Genomic DNA, 13,623 nt, shown 5'->3' with positions numbered 1-13,623 from the left:
TTTTCAGCAACAAATAAAAATTATAATTATTGGTCAAAAGAAAAACAGGGGTAAAATTGAGGAAAGCCCATCGTTATCTGGGACTTTTCATAGGGATCGAATTTAAGTACTTTAAAATGGGAGAAATCAAAATGAACACCTTTCACAAAAATACAGTTCTAACTGCTATACTGGTTTCAGTATTATCGCTGTCTTGTGGCACTTCCGAAAAAAAATCAGAAGGTGAGAAAATTATAGAGAAAAGTATTGAGGCCTCCGGTGGAGAAAACTATGTAAATGCTGAAATCGATTTCACTTTTAGGAACAGGAGATATAAGAGTAAACGCAATGGGGACATCTTCCGGTTGGAGCGTATTGTAAAGGATTCCGCCGGTAACACCACACATGATGTTCTAAGCAATGAGGGTCTGAAACGTTTTGTAAACAGCAAAGCTGCTACTGTTCCAGATTCGATGGTCACCCGGATAAGTGATGGGGTAAATTCTGTTCATTATTTTGTCCAGGTGCCTTTTGTGCTCAATTCGCCTGCGGCCAACAAAGAACTGTTGGGGGAAGGTGAGGTGGAAGGGGAGACCTATTACGAAGTTAAAGTTACCTTTCGTGAGGAAGGTGGAGGGACAGATTTTGAGGATGAGTTCTTATACTGGATCCACAAGGAAAATTTCACGGTAGATTATTTAGCTTATAGGTTTTTTACCAATGACGGGGGAATAAGGTTCAGGAAAGCGTTGAATCCCAGGGTGGTAGAAGGAATCAGGTTCGTAGATTACCAAAACTATAAAGCCAAAGAGTTTTCCACACCGTTACGTGATTTGGACTCCCTATATGAAGCAGGAAAACTGGAATTTTTCTCTGATATCCAAACTGAAAATATTAGCGTAAGCATTAATAAAAACAATTAATTAAACACAACATTTTCCATGAAAACCACAAAATATATTATTTACGTGCTGCTTGTATTATTTTCCACAAGTGGGATGCAGGCGCAACATGAAAACCACCAGGCCGAAAAGGTGACAACACAAAACAAAGAGGTGTTAAGTCCGCATACCAGTACCATGGCCATAATTGATGGGGCTCATATTCATATAGATTATTCTTCACCACGCGTGCGTGACAGGATAATTTTTGGCGGACTGGTAGGCTACAACACAGTTTGGCAGGCCGGAGCTCATAAAGCGACCTGGATAGAAACCAATAAGGATTTGGTAATTGGTGATGAAATATTGCCTGCCGGGAAGTATGCTTTTTTTACAGTTCCCGGTAAAGAAAATTGGAAAGTCATGTTCAATTCCCGTTGGGATCAGCATGGAAAGGATGAATATGATGAAAAAGAAAATGTAGTTGTTTTGGAAGTTCATTCTGAGACGCTGGAGAATGTCCAGGAGGCACTGACTTATGAAGTTCAAAAAATAGAAAATGATGAAGGAGTAATTTCTCTCACTTGGGAAAGAAAGAAAATTAGTATTCCTTTTCAAGTCAGTGCAGATGAACAAAGGATGAATGACTAAGTATAAAACCTAAAGAACTAACCAACCATCAACCATGAAAAAGGAAATTTTAATTGACAGGAATTCTATGAATATTGAAAATCATAGAGTTATTCAGATTAAAAATGTAGTTTGCCAGCGATGCAAAAGGAGCGTAAGAGAAATACTGACTACATTAAAAATTCCTTTCAAAAGAGTGTCTTTGGGAGAGGCAGAGTTGGAAAGGAGTCTCTCAGATTTTGAGTTCACATTGTTTCAGGAAGAGTTACGTAAAGTGGGATTTGAGCTCATTTTCGAAAAAAATGAACGCCTGGTGAACCAGATAAAATCAATAATCATTGCGCGGGTTTACAAGGAGGAAGATTTTGGGAAACAGAAGATTTCAGATCTATTGACCAGCCGTCTACACTACGACTATAGCCATCTTACCCATATTTTCACAAAACTTGAAGGGAAAAATATTCAGAAGTTTTATAGTGAAATAAAGATAGAAAGAATAAAGGAGTTATTGGAGTATAACGAGCTAACTGTTTTAGAGATTGCTCATGAAATGGGGTATAGCAGTGCTACCTACCTATCAACCCACTTTAAAAAAGCTACTGGTGTAACTCCTTCGGATTATAAAAATAAAGAAGAAAAACGTAAAACAGATCTCAATAGGTTCTGAGATAGTAAGGAATTGATCTTTTGTGAAAAGAAACATTACAATAAGTTTTTTGTTGAAAGCCATGGGAAAATAGAAGGTTTGGCCGCCTATATTGTCTCAATTTTTAGATACTGGTAATTTAGGTAAAGTAAATATTCTCTTTTCTAAACGTCATATGATTCTTCTATATTTTATAATCTTTTCATGACCATTTTTCGTAGTCTTTACTGTTAAATAATTACAAACCCTTAATAGTGAATGTTTTTTCTGTTATATTAAAAGTGCTTTTTGAACCTTTTGAGCTATCTTTATTCTGGATAAGGAAAATGCGTCCTATGTTTAGAATTCTGAGAGAAAAGGGAAAATATGACTTTGATCATATTTGAAAAAAGAGCAATTAATTATTTTTGTTATTGAATTATTAAAATGCTCCAAATATAATTTCAACCTTATTTCAGTGGTAATTAGCTAATGAATAGAGGAAATTAGAAGAGTGTTATGAAAGCCTTCCTATTAAAAATATCATCTTTGGTCCTGGCATTTTTAATGTTCCTATCGACAATGTCCTTTACTGTGAATAAACACTTTTGCGGTGATTTTCTTGTGGACCAATCAGTCTTTTTTGAAGCTGATACCTGCGGAATGGAACATGATTCCGGAGTAGCTGATGAGAAAGGTTGTTCTGACGATTCTATAGCTATTGATGGTCAGAAAGATTTGAAGATATCCTTTTATGATCTCAACTTTGATCAGCAAGTATTTCTTGTAAGTTTTGCTTATTCATTTAACGGGCTTTTTGAAGAACTGCCTGCGAAAGATATTCCTTTTGTCAAGTATATACCTCCCTTAATCGTTCAGGAAATCCACATATTGAACGAGACCTTCTTAATTTGATTCTGAATTAATATTTAGGCTCTGGTGCTTTACCGCCGGAGCAGAGTTTTTTTGATGTTGCAAACGTGCAGCTTCAAAAGAGTATTAATTCAGAATTAAAACCAAATGCTTAATAAAACTATAAAGTTCTTTTTAGAGAACAAATTGGTGACCGCTTTACTTACGGTTGCCTTAATGGCCTGGGGAGTAGCTACAGCACCGTTTAACTGGGACTTAGACTGGATGCCAAGGGATCCGGTGCCAGTGGATGCCATACCAGACATTGGTGAAAACCAACAAATCGTCTATACCGAATGGATGGGGAAATCTCCTCAGGACATCGAGGACCAAATAACCTATCCCCTTACTACTTCACTCTTGGGAGTGCCAGGCGTAAAAACTATTCGAAGTAGTTCCCTTTTTGGTCTTTCAAGCATCTATATAATTTTTGAAGAGGATGTGGAATTTTACTGGAGCCGCTCGAGAATTCTTGAGAAGTTAAATTCTCTGCCCGCCGGAACACTCCCAGCAGACGTCCAGCCCGCCCTGGGTCCTGATGCTACAGCATTGGGACAGGTGTTTTGGTACACTCTGGAGGGAAGAGACCCAAAAACCGGTGAGCCAACCGGGGGGTGGGATCCTCAGGAGCTTCGTACTATTCAGGATTTTTATGTCAAGTACTCTTTATCTGCTGCCGAAGGTGTATCTGAAGTAGCTTCAATAGGAGGATTTGTCAAGGAGTATCAGGTGGAAATTGATCCTACCGCGATGAAAAGCTACGGCGTAAATGTCAAACAAATAATGGAGGCTGTGCGTGAAAGTAACCTGGATGTAGGAGCACGCACCATTGAGTTTAACCGGGCAGAATATCTGGTTCGTGGATTGGGCTATATAGAAAGCCTGGAGGATCTCGAAGAAGCTGTTGTTGCTGTCAATGAGAATACTCCTATTCGCCTCAAAGATGTGGCCAGGATACAGATGGGGCCAGCTACCAGGCGCGGCGGGCTGGACAAAGGGGGCGCGGAGGCAACAGGAGCGGTGGTTGTCGCAAGATATGGCTCGAACCCTCTCGCAGTTATTGATAATGTAAAAAAGGAAATAGAGAATATTGCTCCCGGATTGCCAAGTAAGACGCTGGCAGACGGAACTGTCTCCAAAGTTACAATCGTGCCTTTTTACGATCGCTCCGGATTAATTTATGAGACTTTAGGAACTCTGGAGGAAGCACTTATCCTGGAGATCTTGATTAGCATTATAGTGGTCATAGTACTCGTTCTAAATTTAAGGGCAGCTATTATGATTTCAGGTCTACTTCCTATTGGGGTACTCATGACATTTATAGTCATGCAGTATGCAGGAGTAGATGCCAATATCGTGGCCCTTTCCGGGATTGCCATTGCTATTGGAGTCATGCTTGACGTTGGAGTGATCTTCACAGAGAACATACTGCGACATCTTGAATTACCTGATAATAAAGGTCGTCCTATATTGCCCGTCATCTACGAAGGAACGGTTGAAATTGCCTCAGCCGTGTTAACTGCACTGGCAACAACGGTCATTAGTTTTATTCCCGTTTTTGCTATGACAGGACAGGAAGGAAAGTTATTTGGACCACTTGCCTTCACAAAAACCTTTGCCCTTATTGCTGCGATGTTTGTGGGACTCGTTGTGATCCCCGCCTTGGCGCATGGACTCTTTTCCATGAACTTTGGGAAAAAGAGAACCCGGAGAATTTGGAATTTTGCCCTTATTGCTTTAGGAGTTTTACTGTTGTTTAAGGTAGCCTGGGTAGGAATCATGTTTATAGCTCTGGGACTGAACAATCTTCTCGAGCCGCGATGGCCCGAGAAAAAGCGAAAATACCCAACCTATATCAACATTGGAATTGTACTAGTTGGGGTCCTGTATTTCTTAAACAGAGAGTGGTTGCCACTTGGTGCAGATCAATCTGAATTTACAAATTTAATTTTTGTAGGAGGGATTATATCGATAGTGCTGGGATTATTAATGGCGATGGTAAAATATTACCAACCCATCCTAAGATGGGCTTTGGAAAATAAATGGAAATTTCTATCGCTGCCAATTATGATAATTCTCTTTGGGCTTTTTTCCTGGCAGGGTTTTGATAAGATATTCAGTCCTGTTGCTACAGGTTTCGATAAACTTGGATATAACGTAAGGCAAACTGAGGTTTGGCTGGGAATAAGTGAGACCTTCCCGGGTGCGGGGGAAGAATTTATGCCCCCATTAGAAGAAGGATCTTTCTTATTGATGCCCACAACTATGCCTCACTCCGGTGTAGAGGAAAATGTTGAAACCATTCGGATTCTTGACAGGAGAGTAACTGCAATTCCCGAGGTCGATATGACGGTGGGAAAATGGGGTCGGGCTTCGACAGCATTGGATCCTGCGCCAATTTCAATGTTCGAGAATGTTATAAATTATAAATCTGAATATGTACTGGATCAGAATGGACGTCGTAAACGATTTGAAGTGAACGATGAGGATCAATACGTTTTAAAGAACGGGGAAGTTTTTGATCCTGAAACCATGGAAAGAGAGGATTTGGATGTTTCTCAATTGATAGGTGATCCCGGGGGTGAATACTTCCGACAATGGCGTGACCATATTAAATCACCTGACGATATTTGGGATGAGATAGTAGGAACCACCAGCTTGCCGGGAGTGACTTCTGCACCTAAACTGCAACCAATTGCAACTCGGTTAATCATGCTATCTACCGGAATGAGGGCCCCCATGGGGATGAAAATTTTTGGACCAGATCTCGAGACTATTGAAGAAGTTGGGTTACAAATGGAGAATATTCTTCGGGAGGTACCTGGAGTAAAAGCCCCATCTGTTTTTGCCGACAGAGTTGTGGGAAAACCATACATGGAGCTGGAAATCGACAGGCGCGCCATTGCACGATACGGACTTTCAATAGGTGATGTTCAGCGAATCATTAGTGCTGCTGTGGGTGGAATGTCTATGACTACTACAGTAGAAGGTCGGGAAAGGTATGGGGTCAGGCTAAGATATGCCCGGGAATTCAGGGATAACCCTGAAGATGTTAAGAGCATCCTGGTACCAACCCCAACCGGAGTTCAAATCCCCTTAGGAGATTTAGTAGAAGTACAATATGTACAGGGCCCTCAGGTCATAAAGAGTGAGGATACCTTCCTGCTCTCTTATGTGATTTTTGATAAAGAGGCTGATGTTGCAGAGGTAGATGTAGTAGAAAATGCACAAGCTCTGATCAATGAGAAAATTGAATCAGGAGAATTTGTAGTACCTCCCGGAGTGAGCTACAAGTTTGCAGGGAACTACGAAAATCAATTAAGGGCTGCAAAAACTTTGTCTATTGTTATTCCTATTAGCTTGTTAGCTATTTTTCTGCTGCTTTACTTCCAGTTTGGCAACTTTCAGACCACATTAATGGCCTTTTCAGGTGTCTTCGTGGCATTGTCGGGAGGGTTTATCCTGCTCTGGTTGTATAACCAGACGTGGTTCCTAAATTTCAATCTTCTTGGAGAAAATATGCGGGAGGTCTTTCAAATAGGGCCTATAAACTTAAGTGTTGCTGTCTGGGTAGGTTTTATTGCCCTTTTTGGGGTGGCAACAGACGACGGCGTACTTATGGGAACCTATCTAAAGCAGGTTTTTGCTGAAGAAAAGACGACGGACAAAAATTCCATTCGAAGAGCTGTTGTAATGGCAGGGAGCAAAAGGGTAAGACCTGCTGTAATGACCACTGCAACTACTCTCATTGCTTTAATGCCAATTTTAACATCCACAGGGAAGGGGTCTGATATTATGATCCCTATGGCCATCCCGACATTTGGAGGAATGTTGTTCCAGACAATAACTATGTTCGTAGTTCCCGTCCTATACAGTATGTGGCAAGAGAAGAAATGGTCAAATCCTAAATTACAGGAGCAACAAATAAATGAATTAGACAAGTAATGAAAAAAAATATCATAAATATAGGCGCTTTAATCATGTTTTTTCTCGCTTTGTGGACGAATAACTCCCACGCCCAGGAAGAAGAAATAGGAATCGGGTATTTAGATAAATATCTGGTACTGGCTGCTGAAAACAATCCGCAGATAAGATCCCTCTACAAGGAATATCTCGCTGCGCTGGAAAAAGTAGTTCAGGAAGGAACATTACCAGATCCACAGATAAGTTTTGGCTATTTCATCCAACCAGTAGAAACCCGTGTTGGAGCTCAACAGGCTACAGCTTCCTTTAGCCAAATGTTCCCCTGGTTTGGGACCCTTGATGCCCAGGAGCGGGTCGCGGCTGAAAGAGCGCAGGCACGGCTACAGCTTTTTGAAGATGCGAAACTGGAACTTTTTAGGGATGTGAAAATTACCTATACAGAGTTGTATTACCTTGAAATGGCGATACAAGTAACAGAAGAGAACCTGGCGCTGCTTAGTTCCTTTAAGAGCATCGCTGAGGTGCAGTTCGAAAGCGGGAAAACGGGTTTTTCTTCTGTTCTACAAGTTGAACTGGAAGAGGAAGAGTTGGAAAGCAGACTAGCATATTTAAAGGACAGCAGGATTCCCCTGCTTACAGAGTTCGAGGAGTTACTAAATGAAGAACTACAAGAGCCTCTTGGGTTCCCTGACAGTCTTTGGGAGGAACAGCTTCTAAATGAAAAGAGTATACTTCTGGAAATGATCTTAGCTGAGAACCCTCGCCTGGAACAACTCGAACATCAGGCGAGGAGTTTCGAAGAGCAGCTCACTGTAGCCAAAAAAATGGGTTTACCATCTTTTACTCTTGGGGGGACCTATACCAATATTGCTTCAAGAACAGATTTAGACCCGGCTATGGCACTGCCAGACAATGGTCAGGACGCATTTATTTTTCCACAAGTAGGAATACGGGTGCCGCTTTACAGAAATAAGTATAAAGCCATGCGCCAGGAAGCTATTCTGCAGCAAGAGGCAGTGCAGTTGAAAAAGGAAAACCTGGAGAATGAATTGGAGACAAAGCTTGAGCAGTTGTATCGCGATTACGTGGACGCAGTACGAAACGTTGAACTCTACAATCGGTTGACAACAATTGCCAAACAATCACTGGAGCTTTACCAGACAGAACTATCTACAGGTAGAAACAATGTTTTGGAAATAATTCGAATGGAACGCCAACTTTTAAACTACGGTTTGGAACTGGCAAGGGCCAAAACAGAACGAAATAACAATGTGTATAGAATAAACTACTTAATAGGAGAAGGTTATGAATAAAATAAATAAAAAAATGATATACGTTGGGCTGGGCTTTTTAGCAGCAGGCCTACTCTTGGGGTGGCTTTTTTTTGGTGGAACATCAGAAAGTTCAGCCACCACCGAAAATCAGCTGGAGGAAGCACATGCTCATGAGGAAGGAGAATCAGAAATCTGGACTTGTTCAATGCATCCACAGATTAGACAGGAGGAACCGGGAAATTGTCCTATATGCGGTATGGAATTAATACCCGTGAAAGCGTCTGCAGCTGTCAATGACTCTGAGATACAAATGAGTGAAGCCGCAGCCAGAATTGCCGATATTCAAACCGTGACTGTAAAGGCAGGCTCACCTACTAAAGAGGTATATCTTACGGGGAGGGTGACCGCAGATGAGCGCAATGTTTCGGCTGTGACTGCACGTTTTCCGGGACGTATTGAGAAGTTATTTGTGAACTTCACGGGACAAGAAGTAAGAAGAGGAGAAAGGTTAGCCTCTATCTATTCCCCGGAGTTAGTACAGGCACAAAAGGAACTCCTGGAGGCTTTACGGTTTAAAGAGACTAATCCTTCTTTTTTAGAAGCTGCGGTAAGGAAATTAAAACAGTGGGATTTAACAGATACGCAAATCCAGAATATTAAGGAGAATGGAAAGGTGCAATATAATTTTGATATTTATTCTACACAGTCTGGAACCGTTACCAGTAGAAATGTAAGTGAAGGAGATTATGTGGGCGAAGGTCAGCCGCTTTTTGATATCGCTAATTTAAATAAAGTATGGGTCCTTTATGATGCCTATGAAAGCGATCTTGCATGGATCAAAGAAGGAGATAAAGTTACTTTTTCTGTACCCTCGATGCCTGGACAATCCTTTTCCAGTACTGTTACTTTTATTGATCCTGTTATTAACCCCCAAACGAGGGTAGCTTTGGTGCGAACTGAAGTAGATAATCCTAAAGGAAAACTCAAACCGGATATGTTTGCTCAGGGAGTAATTAACAGTGAGTTGGATAATTTAGAAAACGCTCTCGTTATACCAAAATCTTCCATCCTGTGGACCGGTAAAAGAGCCATTGTCTACTTAAGGAGGCCCGAGTTTGAAGAGCCCACCTTCGAGTTTAGGGAAGTAGTTCTAGGACCCGAGGCAGGGGACTTGTATGTGGTCACTAAAGGCTTGGAAGCAGGTGATGAAGTTGTGGCCAATGGCGTATTTAAGGTAGATGCTGCCGCGCAACTGCAAGGGAAACGGAGCATGATGAGCCCGGAAGGTGGTCCTGCCATGACAGGACACAATCATGGTGGAATGGAAATGGAAGAGGGTAACGACATGCCGGAGCAAACAAAAACTTCAAAATTTGTTCAGGAAGATGTGATGGACATGAGCAAAGATGTCCCCAAAGCTTTCAAAAACCAACTTAATGAAGTAATCGAAGCCTATCTGGAACTTAAAGAAGGGCTGGTAAGGGCTAATATAGATGAGACACAGGAATCGAGTACTGAGCTATTGGCTGCTCTTGATAAACTTGATGGCAATTCCCTTTCTGGTCATGCCAAGAATTTCTGGGAAGAAAAAAAGGCTTTCTTATTCAAACACACGAGGTTGTGTAAGGAGGCTACTACAATAGAAGGGAAACGTGAAAACTTTATTTTCCTTTCACAGCCACTAATAAAGATTGTCGAGGCTTTTGGAGCTAACCAGAAGTTGTATGTGAACTTTTGCCCTATGGCCAATAACAACAAAGGTGCCTACTGGCTAAGTAACAGCGAAGAAATTAGGAACCCGTTTTTTGGAGAAGCTATGCTTACCTGCGGTGAAGTGAAATCCGTAATAAACTAAGAATTAAGTAATAAATGAAAATCAAATATGAATATCTAAAATTAAAAACTATGAAAACTTTAAAAGTAAAAACTGCAGTAGTACTGCTATTAGCCGTTAGTCTGGGTTATAGCCAGGAGAAGAAAATGATGCACCACGATCACGAAAATATGGAGTCGGGTGAGATGAAAATGATGGACAGTAAAATCCCAAAATTTAATAACGAAAAAATAACTACAGCTTATGAAGACTATTTAACCCTTAAAGCCGCAATACTCAAGTCTGATCAAGAACTGGCAAAGAAGGAAGCAGAGCAACTTCTCAACTCTATTGCAAAGTTAGAAGGGACCGATGGATTACAGAAAGTCGCAACAAAGTTGGCTGCTAATCGTAATCTGGAATCGCAAAAGGCTGCATTTTCGGATTTTTCCAGTGAATTTGCTGATTTTCTAAAGGGCAAAGTTGCGGAAAACCAATTGTATTTTGCGCGCTGTCCAATGGCTAATAATAACTCAGGAGGTTTTTGGCTAAGCCACGAAGAGGCAATTCAAAATCCATTTTTTGGAGGAAAAATGCTGAAGTGTGGTAGTATACAAGAAACAATAAAATAAAAAAGACCTGCGTAAGTGGACTGGTGGTTGTGCCCTACTCCCCCCTCATGACTTATCCGGTCCATAAAGCAGGCACAACAAATATGAAAGCTAAAATAAAATTTTTCGCAATTGCGGTAATAGGTATAGGGTTTCTTTCCGGTTGTAATACGGGAGAGAAAGAAAAAGTGCAAACAACGCAAACAGAGGTTAATTCAGTAGCAGAAAGTGCTGTGAAAGCAGAGCATAATTATAGAATTGGAGATCAGGTACCCAATGACCTGGTATGTATGGTCAACGATGCTTACATGGCCAAAGCTCAAATTCCAATAGGTGTAAATGGTAAGATCTACTATGGCTGTTGTAATATGTGCGTTGAAACCCTTAACGAAAAAAAAACCGCCCGTATGGCTGTTGATCCTATAACCGGCGAGGCAGTTGACAAATCTGAAGCTTTTATCGTCTTGCTAAACAAAAATGGCACAGTAGCCTATTACAAATCGGAAGCTACGTACAAAAGAGCTTTGGAAGCAGGAAAAGTTAAAAGTTAGATAAGAGATTAAGCCCTGCATATATGGGCCGGTAAATTAACCGTACCCCTCCCCCACATTATTTACCGGCCCATTGGCAGGCACGATGCGTGAATTACCGGAGTTTTATTATAGTTCAATTCCGGTGGAATATTTAAAACTAGAAACTGTCTAGAATCATAAGTACCGTAAAAATCTTTCATGAGATCTTACAGGGAACAAAGGAGAAAATCAAGTAAGAAAACGAAAAAGAAAGAGCGGCATCGTTCCAAGGCCAAAAAGAGTGATAAATTTCTGGCAATATGTGCTTTTGTAATACTCTTTCTTCTAGCTCTATCCATGGCATTTTTGAGAGACTGGTACTTGTAGTGGTTGAATAAAAAAATTAAAAAAAATCAAAAAAATGAAATCGATTTTTGCGAGCACCCTCAGAAAAAGAAATTTTCTAATCATACTCTTGATTTGGATTACCGCCCTGCTCACCTTCACCTCTTGTAGCAGCAGCCGTATAGATTTAGCTCAAGGTCAACACGTGGATCCTGTATGTGGGATAGTCGTTAGCGAGCAAAGTGCTATAAACTACAATTATATGGAAAACACGTATTATTTTGATTCCGAACAATGCCTGACAGTATTCAGAAAAAATCCGGAAAAGTTCCAGAACACTCAACAGAAAAGAAGGTCTACAAACGGTATGCACATGGGCTGGGCACCCATAAGCGGGATTGTAATGGTGCTGGGAATGACTGCAGCTATGATTGTCGGAATAAGTCATTAACATACAAAGGTTACACAGTAAATATTTTAAAGACATAATTGGAATTTCAACTTTAGAAAGAATATAAACATGACCTAAAATGGTAGTAGTAACCAGATGGTCATTTTGTAAAATAGAAGTTGACAGCTAAGAAAAAATAAAAAGATGTGTCCTACATTTTCATGAAGATCATCAAAAAAATAGTAGCCATGCAAAACTCGAAACTGGAATATCACGGTTTAAGAAAAGAAGAAGAGGGACTCCGGGAAGCCCTTTGTACCCTTGGCAATGGCTATTTCGCCACCAGGGGAGCAGCAGAAGAATCAGAAGCTGATGGCACTCATTACCCGGGCACCTACCTGGCAGGTGGTTACAACAGGCTTAAATCACAAATAGCAGGAAAGACCATTGAAAATGAAGATCTGGTTAATTGGCCTAACTGGCTGCACTTAAGCTTCAGGCTGGAAGGAGATAAGGACTGGTTCCAGTTAGAAAAAAACAGGTCTTGAATTATGTTCAGGAACTTGATATCTCTGCAGGAATCCTGAGGAGGGAGATGCATTTCATCGATGAACAATAGCCTCTGGATGAAGTTGAATCCGACATCAAGATTCAATTTAAGAAACAATCTATTACAGTTTCCGATAAATCAACTAAAGTAATTGAGTATCAGTAAAACTAAAGGTAAACAGATGAAAACACAAAAACTTCACAGGTAGAAAAAAATATTGAATTTTCAACATGAGTGAGCATTATCATATTTAAAAAATAACCTTTAAGTTAACTTATTGATATACTATCTAAAAAAATTGTTTAATCATTAAAATAAATTAAAATGAAAAATCACTGGTTATGGATGATCATCGGATGTGTTTTACCTCTTTTGCTCATCTTTTTGGCCCCATCAATTGGATTGGGTGGTGATGTCTGGCTTTTCACATTTATCATCATAATGTTTGCCATACATCTAATGATGCCTATGCGGCATGGAGATCATACTCACGGGTTAACCGATGAGAATTTAAAGAAAAAAAGCAAAGATCAAGTAACAAACCAACATCAAAAAAAATAAAGACATGCACAATTATGATGGATTTTTTGGAATGCACCTCATCTGGTGGTTCATCTGGATAGTTTTTCTTATCTGGGTTTTCATGATACCAACACAATGGGGAAAAAAAACAAGAAGAGAAGAACCACTGGACATCCTAAGAAAGCGATTTGCACGTGGCGAAATTTCGAAGGAACAGTTCGAAGAACAAAAGAAGCTATTAGAATCGGATAAATAATTTTAAAATCTGAAAATATGTATCGATTAAACATAAAAAAATTTGGTTTGGCACTCGGTCTTACCGGAGCTCTCCTTTATGTGGGGTGTGTACTGGTGATGGCCACAGTGGGGCGGGAAGGAACAGTAAAGTTCTTTAACAGTCTTTTACACGGACTGGACACAAGTAGTATAATAAGAATGGATGTGCCTGTACTGGAGGTGTTCTTTGGAATTATCCAGGTTTTCATCTTAAGCTGGCTAATCGGTGCTTGTGTAGCGGTATTTTATAATGCTCAAGTAAAAGGTTAAAGGATACTGCTGCATTTAATGCTTTTGTAATTAAGGATCTACTTGAAATACACTTTTAATCGAGATAAGCCACTCGCCTGGTACATCCAAAGCATAATCAGGTTACTT

14 protein-coding genes are annotated in these 13,623 nt (G+C 40.3%); all 14 read left to right on the top strand.

Going from position 1 to position 13,623, the window contains the following annotated elements:
- Nucleotides 1-116: 116 nt before the first annotated feature.
- Nucleotides 117-902, top strand: coding sequence for a DUF6503 family protein (locus VS868_RS04675; protein WP_345599351.1), 786 nt, complete (start codon nucleotides 117-119; stop codon nucleotides 900-902).
- Nucleotides 903-920: 18 nt separating this feature from the next.
- Nucleotides 921-1,511 (top strand): DUF2911 domain-containing protein, encoded by a 591-nt coding sequence (locus VS868_RS04670; protein ID WP_189602862.1) that lies wholly within the window; start codon nucleotides 921-923, stop codon nucleotides 1,509-1,511.
- 34 nt (nucleotides 1,512-1,545) lie between these two features.
- On the top strand, nucleotides 1,546-2,157 hold the full coding sequence (locus tag VS868_RS04665; RefSeq protein WP_229793615.1) for an AraC family transcriptional regulator: 612 nt from the start codon (nucleotides 1,546-1,548) through the stop codon (nucleotides 2,155-2,157).
- A gap of 477 nt (nucleotides 2,158-2,634) precedes the next feature.
- Nucleotides 2,635-3,030 carry a hypothetical protein gene (locus VS868_RS04660; RefSeq protein ID WP_189602863.1) on the top strand — a complete coding sequence of 132 codons (396 nt, stop codon included), beginning with the start codon at nucleotides 2,635-2,637 and terminating at the stop codon, nucleotides 3,028-3,030.
- A 105-nt stretch (nucleotides 3,031-3,135) separates the two neighbouring features.
- A complete protein-coding gene (locus VS868_RS04655) occupies nucleotides 3,136-6,972 on the top strand; it encodes an efflux RND transporter permease subunit (RefSeq protein ID WP_345599350.1) in 3,837 nt (1,278 codons plus the stop codon).
- A complete protein-coding gene (locus tag VS868_RS04650; protein ID WP_345599349.1) occupies nucleotides 6,972-8,264 on the top strand; it encodes a TolC family protein in 1,293 nt (430 codons plus the stop codon). Before VS868_RS04655 ends, VS868_RS04650 begins: the two co-directional genes overlap by 1 nt.
- Nucleotides 8,257-10,080: an efflux RND transporter periplasmic adaptor subunit gene (locus VS868_RS04645; RefSeq protein ID WP_345599348.1), complete on the top strand. Its 1,824-nt coding sequence runs from the start codon at nucleotides 8,257-8,259 to the stop codon at nucleotides 10,078-10,080. Before VS868_RS04650 ends, VS868_RS04645 begins: the two co-directional genes overlap by 8 nt.
- Nucleotides 10,081-10,130: 50 nt before the next feature.
- Nucleotides 10,131-10,670: a DUF3347 domain-containing protein gene (locus VS868_RS04640; protein ID WP_265164196.1), complete on the top strand. Its 540-nt coding sequence runs from the start codon at nucleotides 10,131-10,133 to the stop codon at nucleotides 10,668-10,670.
- 83 nt (nucleotides 10,671-10,753) lie between these two features.
- Nucleotides 10,754-11,200 (top strand): hypothetical protein, encoded by a 447-nt coding sequence (locus VS868_RS04635; protein ID WP_345599347.1) that lies wholly within the window; start codon nucleotides 10,754-10,756, stop codon nucleotides 11,198-11,200.
- Between the two features lie 436 nt (nucleotides 11,201-11,636).
- Nucleotides 11,637-11,957, top strand: coding sequence for a YHS domain-containing protein (locus VS868_RS04630; protein ID WP_265164194.1), 321 nt, complete (start codon nucleotides 11,637-11,639; stop codon nucleotides 11,955-11,957).
- A gap of 146 nt (nucleotides 11,958-12,103) precedes the next feature.
- Entirely contained in the window at nucleotides 12,104-12,445 is a 342-nt protein-coding gene (locus VS868_RS04625; protein ID WP_345599346.1) for a hypothetical protein, read from the top strand.
- A gap of 326 nt (nucleotides 12,446-12,771) precedes the next feature.
- A complete protein-coding gene (locus VS868_RS04620) occupies nucleotides 12,772-13,008 on the top strand; it encodes a hypothetical protein (protein WP_189602871.1) in 237 nt (78 codons plus the stop codon).
- Between the two features lie 4 nt (nucleotides 13,009-13,012).
- Nucleotides 13,013-13,225 carry an SHOCT domain-containing protein gene (locus tag VS868_RS04615; protein ID WP_189602872.1) on the top strand — a complete coding sequence of 71 codons (213 nt, stop codon included), beginning with the start codon at nucleotides 13,013-13,015 and terminating at the stop codon, nucleotides 13,223-13,225.
- A 17-nt stretch (nucleotides 13,226-13,242) separates the two neighbouring features.
- Nucleotides 13,243-13,515, top strand: a complete 273-nt coding sequence (locus tag VS868_RS04610; protein WP_345599345.1) for a DUF5676 family membrane protein — start codon at nucleotides 13,243-13,245, stop codon at nucleotides 13,513-13,515.
- The last annotated feature ends 108 nt before the right edge of the window (nucleotides 13,516-13,623 follow it).

It is taken from the genome of Salinimicrobium sp. 3283s, from assembly GCF_039602225.1.
GTDB classification, from domain to species: domain Bacteria; phylum Bacteroidota; class Bacteroidia; order Flavobacteriales; family Flavobacteriaceae; genus Salinimicrobium; species Salinimicrobium profundisediminis.
The sequence above is the reverse complement of the archived record's forward strand: the minus strand, read 5'-3'. Positions and strand labels throughout refer to the sequence as shown.